Raw genomic sequence first — 20,942 nt, 5'->3', positions numbered from 1 at the left:
AAAAACCCTGAGCTCCATTGCTGGAGCCCAGGGTCGAAGCTGCGTGTCAAGCTAGGTTAATCAGAAGTTCAAGCGCAGACCGAGTTCGATCCAGCGGGAGCTGGCTTCGCGGTTCGCCGGAACAAACGTGCTCGTGATTTCGCCGAAATTCGACGGGCTCTGCAAACTCAGACCAGGAGTCGCAAAGTTCACGTTGTTGAATACATTGAGGAACTGAGCGGAGAAATCCATTGAAATGTTTTCGTGAATCGCCGTGGACTTGCCCACGGCCATATCGTAGTTCCACATGCCCAACTGCCGGAATGGATTGGCCGACCCGTCGCGACCATCGGTGCTGATATTCACATCGCGGAAGTCACCGAAAGCTGCTTGCGGATTGGCAAATACGTTGAGGCCGGTTCCGCCGTTGGCGGGATCGGTTGCGGTGCCAATGCCTCCCGAACCCGTCACACCCGAATGCAGTTTATTGTTAAGTTGCGAGGACGGGACGGTTGGAATCGCCGGGACATTGCCTCCGATGATAGACGACACGCCCCAAACCTCGGGGCTTTCGCCGACTGTATTTGGCAGACCGGAGTATGCCTCGAAAATACCTGACCAGTACCAACCGCTGATGGCGCGATCGAGACCATTATTGAAATGGAATCGATGGCCATTGCCAATTGGAAGCTGATAGACGTAGTCGCCTGTGATCAGGTGTCTGCGATCATAGATCGACGGGCCATAGCTGGCGTTCGTATAGTAGCTATTCAGGTAGTAGCCCGCGTTGTCCTGGTTGATGAGGCCCTGGTCAAGGGACTTCGAAAATGTGTAGTTCACCTGGAAAGTCAACCCGCGTGACGTTTTCTTTTGCAAGCTGACGATCAGCCCATTGTACGTTGACGAGCCGACATACGTGCGCAATTCAGAGAGAACGGTTTGAAGGTTATCGTACGGTTGCAAGCCCTGGCCAAGCCGGTAAAGATCCATGTTCTGGAACATGGTCTGCACCAACCCAAACTGGAAGGCCGAGCTTTCCTTTGAAACAAGACAAGCCGTGTTCGTGCCGCCCCCGCAGACCGCCGCGGCATACCCGGGCAGCTGATTTTCAAAGAAAGGCTGCGTGGAAGGCGTATTGCCAGAGCGAACGGCAGCGCCCACGGCGTCAAACGCCTGAGCAAAAGTCTGGCGCGAGGCCGAGTCCTTGAACATGTAGGGCGAGTTGTTGATGTCAACGGAGCTTGGGAGCCGGGAGGCCCAGTGCGAGATATAACCCACTTCCAACAACATACTGTGGGGCAATTCTCGCTGAATATCCAAGTCCACGTTGTTACTGCGGCCGACTTTAAAATTGGGGTCGTCTTGGAACGAAAGGATTTCGCCGAACGGTGTACTCGGGATAACTGGATTAGAGATGGCTGGAACGGTCGGCAACGGAATGTTCCCATCCACTCCCACTCTGAAATCCGAAGCCGCTGGGTTTGAGCAGCTTCCAGTGCAGTTGGGGAGAATACTGTTGATCGTTTGACCGAAACCCACTCCAAGCATTGGAATCACGACCGTCTCGATTGTGGACTCGCGGTCATAGACCATCGAGTAGCCGGCACGGATAACTGACTTCCTGTCGCCAAACACACGGCTCAAAAATCCATTATCAAAACTGGGATTCCACGCCGCTGAGACGCGCGGTGCCCAGTCACCCCAGTCAGTACTGAAGACCGAGTGATGGGCCGTATTCACAGGTATATATCCGGTCGTTGGATTGTAAATGTTGCTCTGTTCCGCGGCGGTCAGCTTGTCGCCCAAGTAGCCGGGCGCAGAGATAAACTGTCCGCTCGAAGCATTAATCAAGATCGTCTGGCGCCCCAAAGTGTCCGATGGGGGAGTTTGCCAACCATAAGAGAGACCATAGCTCAAGGTCAGCGAATTCGTCGCGCGCCAAATGTCTTGACCGTAGAAGTAGAACTGGTTCTGGACGGTGTTATTGCTCAATGGCGTCCCGAAAGGAAGCGGGTTCAGGCCCCCATCGCGGACAGCCAAGATGGATGTATTGTCGATTAGCCCCAGAGACCCTGCATAAAGCGAGTTCCAATTTCCCAGTTGGCTTGCGGGCAGGCAATTGGTCGTGATTGCGCCTCCGCAAGGTTGTGGCGAATTCGATGCAGGAATGGAGAGGAATGCACCCGTCTGGTCCACGCTGTCCATCACGCTCACTAGAGACGTGATGCCGTTTACCACCTTATCGGCACGGTCGGTCAGCATCGGGAGATGGCGATCGTCTGTACCAAATTCAATCGTATGCTTGCCCCTGGTCCAGTCGATGCCATCCGTAAATTGAACGCTCTTTTCAAAATAATCCTGAAAACGCGCGCCGGCGGAAGTATTATCGACAGGCGCATTCAGCAAACCCTCGGCCGGGTTAATCGCGACGTACGGGTCAGAGCTGAGACCGGTGGCCGTTCCGGGCAAATTAAACTGCGCTGCGGTCACAGCAGGACTCTCCACCTGGAAGTTCTGCCAGTTGCGAACCCATCCAAACCGGAACGTATTCGTCAACGTGGGAGAAATCAGGGTGGTCAATTGTCCGGTCACCATGGCCGTGCGGTACGGCGAAGTGCTTACGTCCGATGGATTTCCATTGAGAATACTGATTTGGGTGCCATACGATATATTGCGCCAATACGAGTAGCTGCCGGAAAAGCGCCACTTATCCGTAAAGTTGTGGTCCAGGCGCAGCACGCCATAGTCCGTATCTAGAGGAGAAGAAACTGTGCCTCGATAGCCAGTCTCATTCAAGCCGTCGCCCACGCCGCCGAAATTACCCCCTGGCATCAGGTTCCAGAAATCCTGAACGGTGGGGCTGATGCCAAGGCCACGAGGGTCGCAAGCTGTGAGACCGCTCGGGCCGCACGCCGCAGAAGTCTTCAGGTTGTAAGTGTCGACGTTCCCAGCCGCATCCTTAAATGTGAGGATGCCAGCTTTCAGATTTGCCGTCGGAACCTCTCTTGTGAATATCGTGGATTCCGGAAATCGGCGAAGTTCATAATTAGCAAAGATGAAGGTCTTGTTCTTGATAATCGGGCCACCGAAGCGGACGCCACCACGATTGTCATCCAGATGGGGCTGAGCCACGCCAGCGGCATTCAAGTCCCAAGAATTAGCGTTAAAAGCGCTATTCTGTGTGTACCAATAAACCGAGCCGTGATATGCGTTCGTTCCGTGGCGGCCAAGAAGGTTGATCTGTCCGCCAGAGCTGCGCCCGAACGTGGAGTTCGGATTTGTGACACCGATGTCGAATTCTTGCACGCTATCGATTGAGACGGGAATCCACGTACCAGCGCCGACGAGATTGTCGCTGATGTCGATGCCGTCGACCGTGTACGTATTCTGATCATCGATCGCGCCGGAAACGCGAGGTTCCGGCATCGGGAAAGTGTTGTCACCCATTCCGGGAGAGACAGACGGTTGGAGGGTAATTAGCTCCGTGGCATTGTGCGTCAGTGTGGGTAGGTTTTCCATTTCTTCACTATTAATAACATTGCCAACCTGTGCCGTGGTCGTCTCCAACTGAACGCCGGCACCAGCCTCGACTGTAATGGACTGGGCAACTTCTCCAACCTGCATAGGGACATTCACCAAATAGCTCTTGGAGACGTCAATCGCGAGATTTTGAATCGTGGCCTTTCTAAAGCCCTGCTTGGTCACTTCAATCTGGTATGGTCCGGGCGTGACTGTAGGAAACGTGTACTGGCCCGCTCCGTTCGCGGTCGTGGTCAGTGAGATACCCGTAGAGGTGTTCGTCAGTTTCACCACAGCTCCGGGAATCACCGCGCCACTCTGATCCGTCACTGTGCCCACCACGGTTGCCGAAGCCACCGTCTGTGCATGAAGTGTTCGCGGAGAAATAATTCCCACGAGAAAAGCCAACAGGCCCAGCAGGACAACCAGCCTTAGTTTCACGGCTCACATCCTCCTTGGCTTCATTTGTCAGATCTCAAGAACCATAGAGTCTTATGCGGAGCAGGACAAAGCGACGCGCCACCAATGGGAAAACGTAATATCAATATTTCAAAAATTTAATCAAGGCCTGGCGGGCCTTATACTGCATTTTGTATCCAGTGTCAAGGATGAGGGCCGCTCTCGAAATCAATACTGACGGAAACCGCCGGAAGCCCCCACCACTAGGCAAAAACACCCCGAGAAGCACTGCAACTCACTAGTATGCAATATATGCACGCATGGCACCATTCTCGGAAGTCTGACAAAACAGGAAATCATATGGAAACTGCAGAACTTAGGGGCGCGTGGCTAACACCGGGCAGCCAAAGCCAACTCGAAAAATATGAAAACGTGCATGATTCGTATGTGATTTTGTATGTCACTTGGTGAGTCCTGAGGCTGCCAGCAGCGGCATAGGACTGATCCGGTCGCCTGGAAAGTATCCACATCAGTCCTAGGCTCCGCAGCAGTCGCTCAAGTCTCATTGGATCGCGAATAAATCGGCGAAACCGGATAAGCGCGCCAAGGATTTGATGAATCGAATTTTCTCGTCAGGAACGCTCTCTATGAGCGAAAGCCTTGCGTTACGGAGGCGGGGGGACTTACTCTATCGCGCGGCATGGACACGCGAACGATTGTATTGGGAGTCATTTGGTATTTGGTCTTCCTCTTTTCGACTGTGTGTCATGAGAGCGCACACGCGCTGGCGGCCAAACTCGGCGGCGATCTCACTGCTTTCCATGGCGGACAGGTTACGCTCAATCCTATTCCACACATGAAGCGCGAACCATTCGGCACAATCGTGGTGCCGATCCTGTCATACATTTTGGCCGGCTGGATGATTGGATGGGCCAGTGCGCCATACGATCCGGCCTGGGCGCAACGATACCCTAGACGATCCGCATGGATGGCACTCTCTGGGCCCGCAGCAAACTTTGTGCTGATGATCGCGGCGGGCATAGGCATTCACATTGGAATGGCTATCGGAGTATTTCGGGCCCCGGAGAGCGCTTCCTTTACGCGAATCACAGAGGCCATGGCAAAGGGCGGACCGGCGGAATTCGCAGCGACGGTGCTGAGCATTCTTTTCGTCCTCAATCTCTTGCTGGGAACATTCAATTTGCTCCCCTTCCCGCCGCTGGACGGACACAACGGCATCACCGTTTTATTCCCAGAACGCGTTGCCACACGCTTTATTCGTGGAAGTTTTGCAGGATTGGGATTTGCAGGGCTCCTGATTGCATGGTTTGTGTATGACAAGGCATTCCCCATCATTTTCAAACTCGCATTGAATCTGCTGTATCCGGGGGCACATTACGGATGAAAGGCCCGCACGGCCAAAGCGTGAAATTCGATTTTGACCCAGAGACGCACAGAATGTTCTGATTTGCGACTGTCTCCCGCCCGGGAAGCGTGCAAGGAAACACACAACCCCTTGAAGAGCATCGGGCCTGCAGTTATGCAGACTTTGGCCCTACTTCTGCATTGCACTGGCACAGAGGTAAGAATCAATGGCCTCGAAAACGATGTACGAACCGGGCTCTCGCGTTGAGGTTTCGGGATGGGATATAGGCGAAGAGTTCTTTGTCGAAAAGGGGGTGCTGTTTTTTGGCGGGGATGGGATCCAACGGATCATCCTGCAAGCATGGCTTCGCGTAGGCTCCCTGGTATTTGTCCGCTCCAGCGATGGAGGGTCCGCCTCGCGCAGTGTGCCTGTGACATTTCGTGTGGCAAGCATCAGCGAAAACAGCGCACCCGCGGGTTGGGAGATCTTTCTTAGACAAGTTCACCCCCCCCACATAGCCGACCCGTGAATTTCGGAAGCTCTGCATCTGCCGGAGCGCGGTCAAATTGAAACATGAAGCTTTGACTAGCGTTCCTACTTGAAACCGCGAATCCTGATTTGAAATGACTATAGGCTTCTAAGCCTCGAACAGCCCGATTCGTTTTTGTCAAACTCCTAATCAAAAGCGCCCTCAGAGACAACGTGAGACTGCGTAAGTTCTTCACTTGCAAGCGGATGAGATCCATCGGCGGCTGTAGGTTTCACAGGAACTGCGAACCGTAATGGTTGCCAGGATCGATAGGTTCTGGCCCTGGCCGTGCCTGAGTTCAAAAATATGGCCACAACCACAGAAAGACCGATGGTAAATCTTGCCCGTCAGAATCTCCCTGTATGCGTTGTGGATGGTGAATCCGATCTGTCGGAAGCGACAGCAGCGCAATTGGAACGCCTTGGTTTTCCATCTGTGAGCACAACGAATCCGAACGAGGCTCTGGCGCAAGTCCGCGCCGGGACGTGCCGAGTCTTGCTGACCGATATGAAGATGCCGGCAATGGATGGGTTCGCCCTTCTTGAAAAATCGCTGCAGCTCGACCCAAATGTCGCCGTCATTTTAATTACGAGCTTCTACTCTGTGGATTCCGCGATTCAAGCAATCAAGCGCGGGGCCTACGACTTTCTCTGCAAGCCTCTGGAACAAGACCGCCTTGTGCGTGTGCTCGACGAACTGGCCGAGATTTTCTCGCAACGTTCCCAGGTGCGCGTGCTGGATGAGCAATTGCTTTCGAGCCTAGAATTCGAAGGCATCGTGGGGCGAAGTCCAGCAATGCTGGAAATGTTGGATATGACTCGCAAGGTGGCGAAGCACTTCACAAATGTGCTTATCAGCGGCCCGACAGGCTCGGGCAAGGAATTGGTCGCCCGGGCGCTCCATAGGATGAGTCCGGTGGCGGCGCAAAAGTTCGCGGTATGCAACTGCTCGGCGATGGTGGATACGTTGCTGGAAAGCCAGCTTTTTGGTCACGTACGGGGCTCCTTCACTGGCGCCACGGACACACGACCAGGGCTCTTTGAATACGCCGATGGAGGTTTGGTTTTCCTTGATGAGGTCGGCGAAACGTCGCTGGCGATGCAGGCGAAGTTGTTGCGAGTGATACAGAACAGAGAGATTCAGCGCGTTGGCTCGCCGGAGGTGAAAAAGGTGAACGTGCGAATCATCGCGGCAACAAACCGCAACCTGCGGAATGAAGTCCTGACCTGCCGCTTCCGCGAAGATCTTTTCTATCGCCTTAGTTCCTTGGAAATCAAAGTGCCGGGGCTCTCCGAACGAAGGGAGGACATTCCGATTCTCATTCGATACTTCTTGAAGAAATACAGCGAGACCTACGGCAAGGTATTCGGCGGATTGACACGCCGGGCACAGATTGTCCTGTTGCATCATGACTGGCCGGGCAATGTGCGTGAATTGGAGAACACCATTTCAAGCGCAGCCATCACGGCTTCGGGCGAGTTTATTGATGTCGGTGATTTGCCGTCAAATCTGAGGAGATCCGGTGAGCGATTGGCGGGCGGCGGAGAAGCCTGGCGGCCGCTTCCGCTAGAGGAGGTTGACCGCATTCACATCAAGAAGGTGCTGGAAATGTGCTCTGGAAATCGCGTTCGTGCTTCAGAGATCTTGGGGATCGGCAGGACAAGTCTGTATCGCTTCTTGAAACGCGAACAGCAGCATTCCAGTAGTAAGACTGCGCATTGAGGCTCGCGCATGTTTCAAAACGGTGCAACTGTCTCACGATATGGCATCGGCGTTCTCAAGACCTCAGGAGAGTCTTCTTGTTTCCAGCAACTTAGGAAATGAGGCTCTTGGCTATTCGATTGCCTTTGTCTTAACCAGAGGAGCCATTATGCAAGGCGTAGTGAATTGGGAAGAGTTAGGGATCCAAGCGAGTCAGGATCGACGGCGCGAACCGCGATTGCCATTGTCGGTGGCGATCGAAGTCAGTGGCCTGGATTTTGATGGGAAATTCTTTTGCGAGCGAACCAAGACAGTGGATGTGAGCGAGAGCGGATGCTCGTTTGAATTGAAAAACGGCGTCGAGCGCGGAAGCGTCGTGGCGATTCGAGTGAGTACGACCACGAAGAAAGACGTCTCGAACAAAAAACCATTCCTCTACCAAGTCGCGCGAAGCGAACAACAAAGAGGTCGCTGGGTTGTTGGAGCCGCGAAATTACAGCACGACAGCGTGTGGCTGGTCGTCTTCCGCAACCCTAAGCAACCGCAAAAGGAAGACTAGGCCTTAGCCTCATCGCTGACCGGACGCGAATTCGCCTGCGATATCCCGGCAGCTCGCTGCTCTCGCACACTTCTGCTAAGAACGGCTTACTTCATTCCCTCGTTGTAAGCGGCCGTTTGTATCATCGGCACCCAGACGGTATTGTCTAAACGCACGAGCATGCCGGTTTGTGCGGGGAGCTCAACATCTTTGCCGCGCTTCATGGCAATGTACGCAGCGCTGCCAATCATGCCTATCCCGAATCCGCGCACGACATGGCTGAAGACCACGCCAACGAGCGAACCACCTCCCGTACCGATTGCAGCATCGAGAACATAACCCTTGATGTCTCGTTTTTCTTCGACGGCCACACCCTCCACTTCTTTTAGGTCCTTGCGCACTTTGTTGCCTTGGCTCGAATCCTTGTAAATCCCGAGAAGGCTCATGCGCGCGGGCAGGATGCGACTGTCAACCTCAATCGAGCTAAATGTAAGGCTTATGGAAGCGCCTCCTCGAATCAAGGCAAATCGCTTTGGCCCCTCGACATCGGTGACTGTCCCATGGACTTTAGCACCGGCTGGGAGAATCAACTGGTTTCCGAGATAAACAGGCTCAGCAACAACGGCTATGAACGGATCACCATTGCGGGCGACGCTGCTGCTCAACCCATTGAGCAGGGTCAGCTTGACTTGCGTACCCTGCATGAGCTCTGTGGTCTGTGCGTGAACTGCTTTCGGCGCCAGGAGAAGCGCCAGAGACAGAACTGAGACGAGCGAAAGCAACCGCTTCATTCTTTCCTCCATGCTCGAGGCTTCTATGCCCTGAGCTGTCCCGTTTCGTGGGGGTGCCCGCTGGCGCCGCGGCAGGGCGAGGAGGAATTCACCCGAGAAGAAGATACTAGGAACCGAGATGCCAGCTTCAGGAAATTCCGCGAGCGCGTTCCAAAAAACAACTCGTATGATGTGCGAAGCTTTCGTAGCCCAAAGCGGTGTGCTAAACTCGCCACAGCGAACGAAAATTGTCGCGCGACGAGCGCAACGAGAAAATCGGTCGCCTATCGGTGGAACTTCGGGCTCTGTGCGACGATTCCCCGCAAACCCCGCCAGGCCCGGAAGGGAGCAACGGTAGCGGGCCAGTTTCGTGCGCCGCAGATCACCCGAAGTTCCTTCAACGCACGGACGAACGAAAATAGACATGGCCTATCAAGTCATCGCGCGCAAGTGGCGGCCGCAAACGTTTCGTGAAGTTGTCGGGCAGCGCCACGTCACGCAAACGCTGGAAAATGCGATCACGCAGAAGCGCCTCGCGCATGCATACATTTTTTGCGGGACACGCGGCGTTGGAAAGACGACCACGGCGCGCATTCTGGCAAAGTGTTTGAATTGCGTGAAAGGGCCGACAGCCACGCCGTGCACCCAGTGCGATGCATGCCGGGAAATCGCGACATCCGGTTCGCTCGACGTACTGGAAATTGATGCGGCATCCAATCGCGGCATTGATCAGATTCGCGAGCTGCGAGAGATGGTGCGCTACGCGCCCGCTGCGGGACGCTATAAGGTGATTATTCTTGACGAAGCGCACCAGCTTACCGATGAAGCCTCGAATGCCTTGCTGAAAACACTGGAAGAACCGCCGGAGAAAGTTGTTTTTATCCTGGCGACGACGCGGCCGGAAGATTTGGTCGACACAATCAAGTCGCGAGCGCAGCTCTTTCAGTTCCGCTCGCTCACTTTCCAAGAAATCGCCGAAGCACTGGAGCATATTGCCAAGGAAGAAAAACTGGAAATCGAGCCGGGAGCGATTGCTGTGCTCGCACGCGCCGCGGAAGGAAGCCTGCGCGATGGGCTCTCGCTTCTGGAACAGGCGATTGCCTATTCTGGCGAAAAGATTAGAGACGCACAGGTGCGCGAGTTGCTTGGAGTTGTTGCCGAAGAAATACTCGATGATTTGATTGCAGCGATCGCTGATCGCTCCGCCGAAAAGGCTCTGTCGTTGGTGCAGCGGCTCCATGCGGAAGGACACAATCTGCAGCATTTCTGCCGAGAAGCCATCCGGCACATGCGGAATCTTCTTGTCGCAAAAGTGTCGGGCTCCGATTCGCCTTTAATTGCCGCGCCGAGCGATGAACGCCCCGGGCTGGCAAAACAGTCGGAGCAATTCTGCGAAGAAGACTTGACGCGCTTTTTTCGAATTTTAGTTGCAACGGATGAAGATCTGCGCCGCAAGCCAGACGCGCGCCTGCATCTCGAACTGGGACTTCTGCGCCTGGTGAATTCGGCGCGGCTGGGTTCGCTGGAAGAAGTGATCGGCGATTTGCGCCGCGAAGTTTCGGCTCGGCCCACGTCCGGAGAACCGCGCCAATCGATTGTGAGTAACACCAAAGCGAATGCCGCCGTCATGACCACGGGAACCACAGAGACTGTGCCGAATGCGGTTGCGACCGCGCCCGCTGCCGAAAAGTCTGCGCCTCTGCCTGCTTCGGCGCCACGAGTCGTTGCCAAGGCGGCAGAGAGGCAATGCAGCGGCCTCGCCGCAGCGCAGCTTGAGGCAATCCAGTCGACGCTGCAAAACCAGCAGAAATTCTTGTGGTCGATGGTTGAACACGCGAACCGCTGGGAACTTGCTGGCGGCGAGATGAATTTGTATTTCCCGCCAGAGAGCCATGCTCTTGCCGAAATGCTGCAGGCGCGAGACGCCATGGAGAAATTGCGTGCCGTGTTGAGCACCGTGATGGGCCAACCGCTCCGAGTTTGTGTTAAACTCGATTCTGGCCGAAGCGTTGCGCCGCGAGCATCGGAATTGCGGGCGCGGTTTGAGCAAGATCCCATCGTTCGGGCGATGCTGGAGCGCTTCGGGGGAAAAATTTCAGAAGTGAAGCGGCGAAGCGAGGACTGAAATGGAAGTCAAAGCGCTGCAGCAAATGATGACTCAGTTGTGGCAGATGCAGGAAAGCCTGGAGCAGCGGCGCGGGCAGATCAACATCGAAGCCACAGCCGGCGGCGGAATGGTGTCCGTGAAAATGAACGGGCAGAAGCAGCTCACGGAAGTCAAAATCGAGCCGGGCGTTTTTGCCAGTAAAGATCAGGAAATGCTGCAGGATTTGCTCCTCGCTGCGGTGAATGAAGCATCGCGCCGCGTGGACGAAGAATTGACGAAGCAAATGAAAGATATGACTGGAAATCTTTCCGGACTCGGCGGTTTACGCATACCGGGACTTTTCTGAAGCGCGAGAAATTGCGCGCATTTGGATTTTCAAGGGCCCTTTCTCGCACAGCTTTTTCATCGCCAAAATTTCCACCTGAGACGCACTGCTGATGCCAGACTACGCTCCATCGATCACACGCCTTATTGACGAACTAAAGCATCTTCCGGGAATCGGCCAGAAGACGGCGCAACGGCTGGCATTCCATCTGCTGCGTGCGGATCGCGAGCAGGCGCTGGCACTCTCCGATGCGATTCGCGAGGCGAAAGAAAAAATCCGCGAATGCTCCGTGTGCAACAACATCACGGACACGGATCCTTGCCATTTCTGCACCAGCGCCACGCGAAACAAGAAGACAATTTGCGTGGTGGAGGATGCGCCGAATATTGCCGCCATCGAAAAAACGCGGGAGTACAACGGCATGTATCATGTGCTCGGCGGCGCACTTTCGCCTCTGCAAGGCCGAGGGCCGGAACAATTAAAGATCAAGAGTTTGATCGAACGGCTAAAAGGCGGGACCGTCGAGGAGATCATTATTGCGACAAACCCCACCGCTGAAGGGGAAGCAACTGCCGTTTATCTCTCGAAGTTAATCAAGCCTCTGGGCGTCCGCGTAACGCGCATTGCCATGGGCATCCCGGTCGGCTCGGATTTGGAATACGCCGACGAAGTGACGATGGTCAAGGCAATGGAGGGCCGCCGCGAGCTTTAACCGGCTGGCGGCTCTCCATTGAATCCCCCATTCTTTTTCCCAACGAGACTACTGGTCCGCTGATTCCAACGCTGATGCTGCGGCGTTGATAGAATCGGCTTCTTTTTGCAGAACTCCTGCAACGATGTCAATTTCTTCCGTTGCTTGCGACCAATTCTTCTGCTCGATCGCTTCGCGGACAGCAGGAATCGTCTTCACGCCATAACCTGTGAAGATTCCGGGAGCATAAAGTTCATGCTTGTACCACGGCCGGCCGGGGAGACCATTCGCGCTCAGCAAACTGCGTTCCGTTTGAATGAGCGCCTGATTGATGGAAGCGAGCTGAGCGCTCGCCACGCTCCCGCTCTGTTGTGCTTTCTGGAATGCGGCTTTGTAACGTTGCGAGCTGCTGCGCACATTGGCGATCGCGGTATCCATCGGAGAAAAATCGAGCGTAGGCTCGGGCTGCTCCGGCGATGGCGGAACAGAGGTCTTCGTCGGGTCAGCCGTCGCAGTAAAAACGCCTTCCTCAATTTCCCTGTTCAACTCGCTGATCTGGTCGGCTTCTGTCTTGGCAAGTTTCTTGATCTCCGATTCGAAGCGATCGAGAGCAGCCGAAAGCCCGTCGAAATTGACCGGGACTACTTCCGCATCCGCCAGACGCATCACGGTTGTGCCCACCATTTGCGCCAACGTGCGTCCATACTCCTCGGTCGGATCGCCGAAATGCGAATACCAGTAGTAATCATCGTAAATCGAGTGATAAATCCCGCCACCGTCTTCGCCTCCGAAACCATAATTGATCGAGGAGATGCCGGCATGATCGATAAACGGCGAGTAATCCGAGCCAGAGCCCAAATCACCAAGAATGAGGTCCCCATTCGATTCGAGGCGCTGGCGGTCCTTTGCATCTTGAGCACGCAAAATCTCCGCGAGACGCAAGCGTTTGCCTACGGACATATCTTTTTCCGGGTCCCGGATTTCGTCCGCGATGTTGTTGACGAGCGCCTCGAGCGAGTGTGAGCCTTCGGCTTGCAGATAGCCGCGGCCATTCGTGTCGGAATTGATGTACGCGACAGCGTGAGCAGTCAATTCACCGATATGCTCTTCAACCCATTCCGTCGAACCCAGCAAGGCTGGTTCCTCGCCATCCCAAGCGCAGTAAATAATCGTACGCTTCGGACGCCACCCCTGTTTGTATAGTTCTCCCATCGCGCGCGCTTCCTCGAGCTCCGCAACCTGGCCCGCGATTGGATCTTCCGCGCCGTTGACCCAGCCGTCGTAGTGGTTGCCGCGAATCACCCACTCGTCAGCGAATTGAGAGCCCGGAAGTTTCGCGATCACGTCGTGGATCGGCTTGATGTCCCAGTTGAAAGCAAGCTTCAGGTGGACTTTCGCAGGACCCGGGCCGACGTGGTACGTGATTGGCAAAGCGCCGCGCCAAGCGGCCGGAGCAACAGGGCCACCGAGCGCCTCAAGCAAAGGTTGGGCATCGCCATAGGAAATTGGCTGGACAGGAATGCTCTCGATTGTCTTCGCATCCTTGATTGCGAGCCTCTTGGCATCCCTTGTCGCGCCGATTCCCGGCGTCAAAGGATCGCCTGGATAAAGTTCCATCTTCATGACGCTGCCCCGCTGAACGCCATACTTTGGGCGCCATGGGCCTTTCGGATAGACGTCGCCTTGAGCATAGCCATCGTCTCGCGGATCGGAGTAAATCAGGCAGCCAATCGCGCCATGTTCCGCGGCGAGCTTCGGCTTGATTCCACGCCACGAATGGCCATAGCGCGTGATAACGATCTTGCCCTTCACGGAAATACCCATCCGCGCAAGTTGTTCATAGTCTTCCGGCACGCCGTAATTCACGTAGACAAGCGGCGCTGTGACATCGCCGTCGGCGGAATATGCGTTGTAGGTGGGCAATTGCTCATTGTGCTGCGAAGAAGTTGGATCTCCCGGGACGGTCGGTTCTTCAAGCTTCGCGATGTAATGCGTCGGCGAGACAAGTTCGAGCTCGCGCTCTTTCGGAGTCGGAAAAAGAACATAGAAGGTTTCGATGTGCGCATCCCAGCCCCATTTCTTGTACTGAGCGAGAATCCATTGGCTGTTCTGCGCGTCGTATGGCGAACCCACGTGGTGCGGTCGCGCCGCAAGCAGCTGCATATACTCCTTCATATTGTTCGGCGAGGGTATCGCTTGAAATTTCTGCTCCCAGTTCTGTTCATCTGCTGAAGAATTGCCGAAATAGCCGGCAAGACCCGCCTGCTCTTCCTGCTGGCCGACAGTGACCGGAGGCAGGCAGAGAATCAAACCCATCAATAAAGCAAAACGACGCATTGGACCTCCTGAGATTAACGACAATCAATTTGAAGAATTCTAGGGCGTCACACCGCCATATTTCGGGATATGGGTCGAGGTAACGTTCTTGTATACGACTCCACTCTTCATGACAAATACGACTCGACGGACTGCGGTAATGTCCTCAATCGGATTCCCATCGACAGCAATAACGTCGGCCTCAAGACCGGGCGCAATGGAGCCAATTTCATTTTGTAAATTGAGCGATTCCGCCGCAAGGGAATTCGCGGAAACAAGCGCAGACATAGAATCCTGGCCACCATCGCGCACCCGATCGACAAGCTCTTCGGCGTTTCGACCGTGCGCGCCGGCAACAGCATCAGTTCCAAACACGATTTTCAATTCAGGAGTTCTTAGCGCACGATGATAAAGGTCGGCGTCGAGCGGCAGCGCCTGTTTCATTTGCTCGAATCCGGATTCAGTGTAATTGCCAATGCCGAGGTATCGTTGCTCGTTATCGAGATAATTTTGGATGACGAGACCGACTTGCGGATCAAAGTAAGTACCATGGTCAGCCATCAATTTTAGGTCATCATTTGTCGCAAATGTCCCGTGCTCGACCTCCGTGCAACCTGCGAGCGTGGCCATGCGCACGGAATCCCGGTAAGCATGCACGAGAGTTCTGAGGCCGCGTTTTTTCGCTTCACTGCACGCGGCGTCGAGTTGTTCCTGAGAAAGCGTTGGTCCGCCGCCGTCACGAATACTCTGCGAAGCGAAAATCTTAATCAGGTCTGCGCCGTCGCCGGCGACCTTGTCGACGAAGGCGCGAATTTGGTCCGGAGTGCCAGTCGCGGGACCTCGCCCAAACAAAGGATGCAGAGCCGTAAGAATCCGCGGGCCCGGAATCTCACCGCGATTGATCATGTCGCGCAAAGATTTGTCTTCTGGCGCACCGACGCTTTGGACCGTCGTGAACCCACCCATCAGGGTCAGCCACGCATTTGATTCATATGCAAGCGCGGCCTGTTCCGGTGTTTCGTTCTTGTCCTCAGCGCGCCCATTGGGGCCGAAGTGGTACGTGATGTGGACGTGGCAATCAATCAGCCCGGGTAGAATCGTCAACCCGCGAAGGTCATAGGTGACGGGTCCGGCATTCGGATCGATGCCGATGATTTTGCCATTCTCGACGACTATGCGAGTGTCGTGCAACACTTTACCGCGGCCGTCAAGCACCGTGCTTGCGGCGATAACGATTGGCTTTTCCTGCGCATAAGCACAGCAGGAGAACACGAGCAACAAGACAGCGACACGCATCGAACTTTTGGTCATTACGATCACACTCCAGATGACTCGCGTGTAGCACGGGGAAAAGGTCAATGTCAACGAAGAAGACGCGCTGCAACGGCAGTGCGTTGCAGTAAGAAAACAGCTTCTTGCCCGTCGCATCGCCACTGGGGTATAAGAGCGAGACTGCTTTGTCGAGGCGTTAGATGCCGGATCTTTCCGAATACATGGCGCGATACGATCGCGAGCATACAAATCGATGGAATAAGATCTTCCATGGGATCGGTATCCCGATGGTGATTGCGGGACTCGTTTTGCTCCTGATGATGCGATGGCGTTTCGGACTGGGACTTTTTGTCCTTGGGTGGATTTTCCTATTTGGTGGTCATCGCATCGAAGGAAACAAGCCAGCGTTCTTCCAAGGACTAATCTACTTTATGGTTGGCCCGGTTTGGATAGCCAAGGAGCTGAAGGACGCCGTTTTAGGTAGCAAGGACCCAACTGCGCCCCGATAATTTGTCCTGTCTGGCCTTTGAGGTCATCTAAAGTCCGCTGCGCGCTTTTGAATGATACCTCTTTCGCGCCACCCCCTTGTCCAATATGGATAGCTCTGCCCTCCCTGCTGGTAATATTTGTAAATTGCCTCTGAGGGGGGCGGTTTGTAGTGTGACCGAGTCGAAACCATCAAACGACCCTGGAGTCCAGAAGCGACGCAGCACGCGAATTGCGCAGACTGTGCCGATCACCGTTATTGGTGTAGATGCGCTCGGTCAGGCATTCAAAGAGCGGACTTCCACGGTATCGATTAACTGCCACGGCTGCAAATACCAGTCCAAGCACTATGTTCCAAAGACCTCCCAGATCACAATTGAAATTCCGCGGGCGGATTCGGACGCGCCGCCGCGCATTGTTGATGGACGGGTTGCATGGGTGCAGAGGCCACGCACGGTACGAGAACTCTTTCAGATCGGAGTTGAATTCCCCACGCCGGGCAATGTGTGGGGCATTGCCTTCCCTCCAGCTGACTGGTTCCCTTTGCCAAACGAAGAGCCCTCACTGGAAATACCCATCGCCCCGTCGGCAGCGCCTTCAGCAACGGCGGAACAGTCCGTACGAAGCACGATGGAAGATACTCCATCCGTGCTAGATTCTTCTGCGCTTCGCATAGCAGAAAAAGAGCCCCGCACTGAACCGCCAGCCCCGCCGGCCGAAGCGCCCGCGGAAGCGGCTAGCATTGCTTCCGCCGAGAGCAAGGTTCGCGTACTCCCAACTCCTGCGTCGGCACAGCAAGCTCAGTCTCAGGCGCAGGAATCAATGTCTATGGCACGCCAAATGGCGCGGCTCCTCGCCGAGGCCAAACAACACCTCCGTCAGTCCATGCAAGGCGGTGCAGCGGAGGCCGTTGCTCACGAAGTGCGTACGGCTCGCGAACAAGTGGAATCGCAGCTGCGCGCCACGGTAAACGAGGCTGTCCAAGAATCGGCCGCCAAGGCCGCCGAAGCATCGGTGCAAGGCGCGGTTCAAAAAGCCGTCCACGGATCATTGCATGAGTTGGTCGAACAAGCGACCCAACAAGTGGTGAAGAACACGCTCACCGCATTCGAACAGGCGCGGAAAGCCGCTATCCCAAAACCAGAGGAATTGGACGCGCACGTACGCGCCGCTGTGCAACGCGTCGTCGAAAAATCCGCCGCGAAGCTCGCCGAGCAAACTGTCCAGCAGAGCGTGCGGCAAACGATTGAACTGGCCGTGAAACAATCGGTCCAGCAAGCTGTCGAGCAAGCTTCCGGAAAGCTCGCGCCTATAGGGACGTCTGCCACAGTAATCCCTCCGGCGAAGGAAATGCTGCAACAATTGGATGAAGCCGCGAAAGACCGGCTCGCCAATTGGCGAAAAGAAATCGAGGACGCCGCGGGCAAGCTGCAGGCGAAAACGCTCGATCGTGTTAGCGCGGATTCCACCGGCGTCGCGAAGAAGTGGCGTGAGCAATTTGATGCCGCGCTGGCTGGAGCCTCTGAGCGCATGAGCGCGCAGTTGAACCAGATTTCGCAAGCGGCAACGGCGCGGGCCGAGGAAGAAATATCCGCGCGAAGCGCGTCGCTCCAGAATGTTCTGAACGAAGCTGCCTCCGAAGCTCAGAAGAACATTGCAGGCTTGTGCGCCAATCTTGAGCAGGAACGGGAACGCGCTGAAGGAGCGGCTAGCAAGACGAACGATGCCGCCCGCCACGCAGAAGAAATCTCGCAGCAAGTCGAAGCCATGTCGCGGGCTTCGTATGATATTGCCCGGCACCAAATGGACACACTGCTGGCGTCGCAGACGGAGAAATTGAGCCAGCGCGTCGAAGAAGAAATTCAGAAGAAGGCGGGCGAGCTCGAAAAGCCCATCAACGATTTGGCGGACGATGCCATGCGCCGCCTGGCGGAAGAGATCGAACAGCAACTGGGTCCGCAGCTTGATCGCGCTCGAAAAACAGCAGAACAGCTCGCGAACGCCGGACAAAGCGCGGAAGACGCCTTGGCACAATTTCGCGCGGGGATGCACGATGCTTCCGAACAAGCTCTGATGGCTTCGCTCGAACGCATGCGCAAGCAAACAGAAGAGTTGCCTGCGGAATTCGAGCAATCTTGCCGGACTGCATTAGCGAAAATGGAAGAAGAGCTGGACGCCAAGACCACGGAAACGACGCATACGACGTTTGAGGCACTTTACAAGGCTTCGGACTGGTATCAAAAGAAAGCGCAAACGAGCATGCAGTCGGCGCTTGAAAAAATGCTCGAACAGTCGACCGGCGGCATGCGCGACCGCGCCGCGGAACTGTCCCGTATGTTTGCTTCCGAGCTCGATCATTACAGCCGGAGCTACGTCGAGCACGCCCAAGGCCTGATCGAAGAAGGTGCCAAGGAAGTCCGGGAACGCACTCGCGAGCAGATCGAAGACGCTGCCAAGATTGCAACGGCGGGCGTAACTGATGAAATGATGCGAATCACGACCGCGGGTCTTGCGCGCTTCGAGGAAGCGGCCAAGGCTTCATCGGACCGAACGCAAGCGGAGATGCAAGAAGGCGCGAATCAGGCGCTCAGTGATTTCGATTCGCGTGTGGAAGAGCGTATGGTTCAGGGAGCAAAGATCGCTCGCCAGCAGCTCGAAGAACAATTGAAACCTCTTGTCGAGGCCTTTTATGCCAAACGCGAAGCGGAGCAGAAGGCTTGGCTGGAACAGATGAAAGTGGCCGTCGAACAGTCCATCGAGCAATACAAAGAGCGGCTTGAAAATACGTCGAATTCGTGGCTGCTCGCCTCGGCGACCACTCTTGGCCAGCACTCGAAAGGCGTGCTTGAGACCTTGTCGAAGGCGGCCGAAGAGCGTTTGCGCGACACATGCTCGGATGTTTTCGCCGGCCTCGGTGAAACGTTACGAGCGCGAATGTTGGGAATTTCTTCAGACGTGGGAACTAAAGAAAAACCGCCTGAAAAGAAGTAAGGGCGCATCCTGGAATTGTAATCCGTACGAGCGCCCGCCAAATCTCCCCGGCTGCGAAATCGACATCCGGTATAATGCCTCCCGTGGCAAACCACGCCTACGCGAGTGTTTGGATAAGAGGTTTCTCAGAGGAGACGCTCGTCGAACGGTGGAAGGCATTTTTGGAGACGGTTCCCTTCTCAACTGGGAGACAGAGCTTTACAGAACTCGTCATCCGAGCGGTGGATACAAGCGAGACTCCAATTGTCGAACTCGACCTCAGGTCAGGCAATTTTGATGCAACTGCAGTGACCGATGTGGCTCGCGAGCACGTGCACGGCGATTGCGGCTACGAAACCAAAGCTTCCTGGGACCTGTGGACCTACGACTTGGCGCATGATCGCTGGGAGTTGCAGCCACAGCCGTTGGCGATTTTCTGCAATGGTGAGGATTTCGATGGTGGTGTTTGGCGAGAGAGCGGCCATTTCCTGATTGACGCGGGGTTCGAGCACTTTTTCACCGGCCATGCCGGTCTGCTCGGGTTCGATGAAAGGCAGCGAGCTGCTGCGGCACACCCTGACGAGGCAAACTTCGTCACGGTGATGTCGTTTGCGGAAAACCGGCGCGTATATCAAGAACGGACCCGCGAAAACATTCGGAAGCTTTTCGATTGGATGCAACGTATTGAGGCGACTATACCCGTGGAGCGCAATCGGCTGTGGTCCGAAGGGGAAGAAAATTTTGAAGCCCGTATGGAAGAGATTTTGGCGGCTCGCTAGCATCGCGGCTCTACTGATTGCAGCGGTCGAAGCAGTCGCCACTGAGAGAGTCCAGACTTCATCGGACGTGAAGCCGAAGCGCCATAATGAGTTGACTTTGGCTGGTTTGCGGCCGGGGTCATCAAAAGGTTCGTCAGCAATGCAAATATCAGAGTTGGGAACTCCGAGTGCGAGTCCTACAGGGCTTCTCTGGTCAACAGGCTGCGTTGACAAAATCCTGAGTGTCGAAGTCGGAAATGATCGCATCGTGCAGACAGTAACGGCTTCGACGCTTGGATCCCGCTCAGGAGCTGACTGCCAAGGCCAAGCGAACGGCAGAATATTTGCGAATCTAAAAACTGGACGCGGGCTTGAGCTTGGGGATTCTTGCCAACGCATCGAGGAACTCTATGGCAACCCTGAATCACGCGGCCCTTCCGTAAGAGGTACACGCAAGCTAGAATTACTGTTTTACTCGTTCGATTGGACTGGGCAAGACGTGCCGCAATCAATGGAAGTGTCCTGCGACGCAGTGACTCACCGCGTCGTCGAAATCACGCTGGCGTTTCAGTCTCTTTAAGGAAATCCTGAAGGAGGCCAATGCGACGCGGTTCCTTGGTGGCTGTCCTGTGCGGAGTGCTGCTCGCATCCTGTGGCGGGGATTCGCATCCAACGTCTCGGCAGGCCGCACAACCGGCGGCTCCGGCGTACCCGCCAGAAGTGGATCAGGCGGCGCAGAAACTCTTCGGCCCAGAAGCGCAAGTGCTTGCATACGGAGATTTGGCGAGGAATGGCAAGCGAGAAGCATTGGTCGTGAGTCTCCTGAAGATCAAACCGGAAAACATGCCTCCGGGGACCGTGATTACGCGAGCCGTGGTCATCGAGAAGGCAAGCGACGGATGGAACGAAGAATTTCTTTGTGACGAGCATATGAAAAATCCGAAGGGTTACCTCGGTGGCCAGCCTCTTGCATCCGTTCCCGCCTGGCGGCTGCAATATGAGCAAGATCCGCAGAAGGGTTTGACCCTATACTTTACCCCTGTACAGAAGCCCGAGGGTGGCTACATCCAGACCTTTGGCGTCCAATGGAACCCAACAGAGAAGCGTTATCAGATGTTGGATCGCAATTTCGACAAGTTTCTAATGGAAGTCCCTACGCTGGAACCACTCGACGACATGCCCCAAAAATGAGCGAGCAAAATTGAGCACAGCCGCA

14 protein-coding genes and 1 other RNA gene are annotated in these 20,942 nt (G+C 55.2%); 11 read left to right on the top strand and 4 right to left on the bottom strand.

Annotation, left to right across the window (positions count from 1 at the left end; genetic code table 11):
* Window positions 1-60: 60 nt before the first annotated feature.
* Window positions 61-3,939 (bottom strand): carboxypeptidase-like regulatory domain-containing protein, encoded by a 3,879-nt coding sequence (locus VGR81_12655; GenBank protein HEV2289791.1) that lies wholly within the window; start codon window positions 3,937-3,939, stop codon window positions 61-63.
* Window positions 3,940-4,597: 658 nt separating this feature from the next.
* On the opposite strand from VGR81_12655, the gene VGR81_12650 reads away from it, so the two are divergent.
* The 3 genes from VGR81_12650 to VGR81_12640 all read left to right on the top strand — a co-directional run bounded on the left by VGR81_12650 (window position 4,598) and on the right by VGR81_12640 (window position 8,052).
* The gene (locus tag VGR81_12650) at window positions 4,598-5,302 is read left to right on the top strand and encodes a site-2 protease family protein (GenBank protein ID HEV2289790.1); all 705 of its coding nucleotides are present in this window, start codon (window positions 4,598-4,600) and stop codon (window positions 5,300-5,302) included.
* 820 nt (window positions 5,303-6,122) lie between these two features.
* Window positions 6,123-7,514: a sigma-54 dependent transcriptional regulator gene (locus VGR81_12645; GenBank protein HEV2289789.1), complete on the top strand. Its 1,392-nt coding sequence runs from the start codon at window positions 6,123-6,125 to the stop codon at window positions 7,512-7,514.
* 40 nt (window positions 7,515-7,554) lie between these two features.
* Window positions 7,555-8,052, top strand: a complete 498-nt coding sequence (locus VGR81_12640) for a PilZ domain-containing protein (protein ID HEV2289788.1) — start codon at window positions 7,555-7,557, stop codon at window positions 8,050-8,052.
* An 86-nt stretch (window positions 8,053-8,138) separates the two neighbouring features.
* Here the strand turns inward: VGR81_12640 and VGR81_12635 are convergent, their stop codons facing one another.
* The gene (locus tag VGR81_12635; protein ID HEV2289787.1) at window positions 8,139-8,822 is read right to left on the bottom strand and encodes a hypothetical protein; all 684 of its coding nucleotides are present in this window, start codon (window positions 8,820-8,822) and stop codon (window positions 8,139-8,141) included.
* 275 nt (window positions 8,823-9,097) lie between these two features.
* Between VGR81_12635 and ffs the strand changes: the two genes are divergently transcribed.
* The 4 genes from ffs (at window position 9,098) to recR (ending at window position 11,945) form a co-directional block, all read left to right on the top strand.
* Window positions 9,098-9,196: signal recognition particle sRNA small type (ffs, locus tag VGR81_12630), an RNA gene on the top strand.
* Between the two features lie 29 nt (window positions 9,197-9,225).
* Entirely contained in the window at window positions 9,226-10,926 is a 1,701-nt protein-coding gene (gene dnaX, locus VGR81_12625; protein HEV2289786.1) for a DNA polymerase III subunit gamma/tau, read from the top strand.
* Between the two features lies 1 nt (window position 10,927).
* A complete protein-coding gene (locus tag VGR81_12620; GenBank protein ID HEV2289785.1) occupies window positions 10,928-11,254 on the top strand; it encodes a YbaB/EbfC family nucleoid-associated protein in 327 nt (108 codons plus the stop codon).
* 91 nt (window positions 11,255-11,345) lie between these two features.
* Entirely contained in the window at window positions 11,346-11,945 is a 600-nt protein-coding gene (gene recR / locus VGR81_12615) for a recombination mediator RecR (protein HEV2289784.1), read from the top strand.
* Window positions 11,946-11,993: 48 nt separating this feature from the next.
* On the opposite strand, the gene VGR81_12610 is transcribed toward recR, so the two are convergent.
* Together VGR81_12610 and VGR81_12605 are read right to left on the bottom strand one after the other, a co-directional pair.
* Window positions 11,994-14,261, bottom strand: coding sequence for a transferrin receptor-like dimerization domain-containing protein (locus VGR81_12610; GenBank protein HEV2289783.1), 2,268 nt, complete (start codon window positions 14,259-14,261; stop codon window positions 11,994-11,996).
* A 39-nt stretch (window positions 14,262-14,300) separates the two neighbouring features.
* Window positions 14,301-15,551 carry an amidohydrolase family protein gene (locus VGR81_12605; protein ID HEV2289782.1) on the bottom strand — a complete coding sequence of 417 codons (1,251 nt, stop codon included), beginning with the start codon at window positions 15,549-15,551 and terminating at the stop codon, window positions 14,301-14,303.
* Between the two features lie 161 nt (window positions 15,552-15,712).
* Between VGR81_12605 and VGR81_12600 the strand changes: the two genes are divergently transcribed.
* From VGR81_12600 to VGR81_12585, 4 genes are all read left to right on the top strand, one after another.
* Window positions 15,713-16,021 (top strand): DUF962 domain-containing protein, encoded by a 309-nt coding sequence (locus VGR81_12600; protein ID HEV2289781.1) that lies wholly within the window; start codon window positions 15,713-15,715, stop codon window positions 16,019-16,021.
* A gap of 805 nt (window positions 16,022-16,826) precedes the next feature.
* On the top strand, window positions 16,827-18,989 hold the full coding sequence (locus tag VGR81_12595) for a hypothetical protein (protein ID HEV2289780.1): 2,163 nt from the start codon (window positions 16,827-16,829) through the stop codon (window positions 18,987-18,989).
* Between the two features lie 287 nt (window positions 18,990-19,276).
* A complete protein-coding gene (locus VGR81_12590; protein HEV2289779.1) occupies window positions 19,277-19,747 on the top strand; it encodes a hypothetical protein in 471 nt (156 codons plus the stop codon).
* A gap of 579 nt (window positions 19,748-20,326) precedes the next feature.
* A complete protein-coding gene (locus tag VGR81_12585; GenBank protein HEV2289778.1) occupies window positions 20,327-20,917 on the top strand; it encodes a hypothetical protein in 591 nt (196 codons plus the stop codon).
* The last annotated feature ends 25 nt before the right edge of the window (window positions 20,918-20,942 follow it).

It is taken from the genome of Candidatus Acidiferrales bacterium (genome assembly GCA_035934015.1).
In the GTDB taxonomy this organism is placed as follows: domain Bacteria; phylum Acidobacteriota; class Terriglobia; order Acidiferrales; family UBA7541; genus DAHUXN01.
Note: the sequence above shows the minus strand (reverse complement) of the source record. Positions and strands in the feature narration are given on the sequence as shown.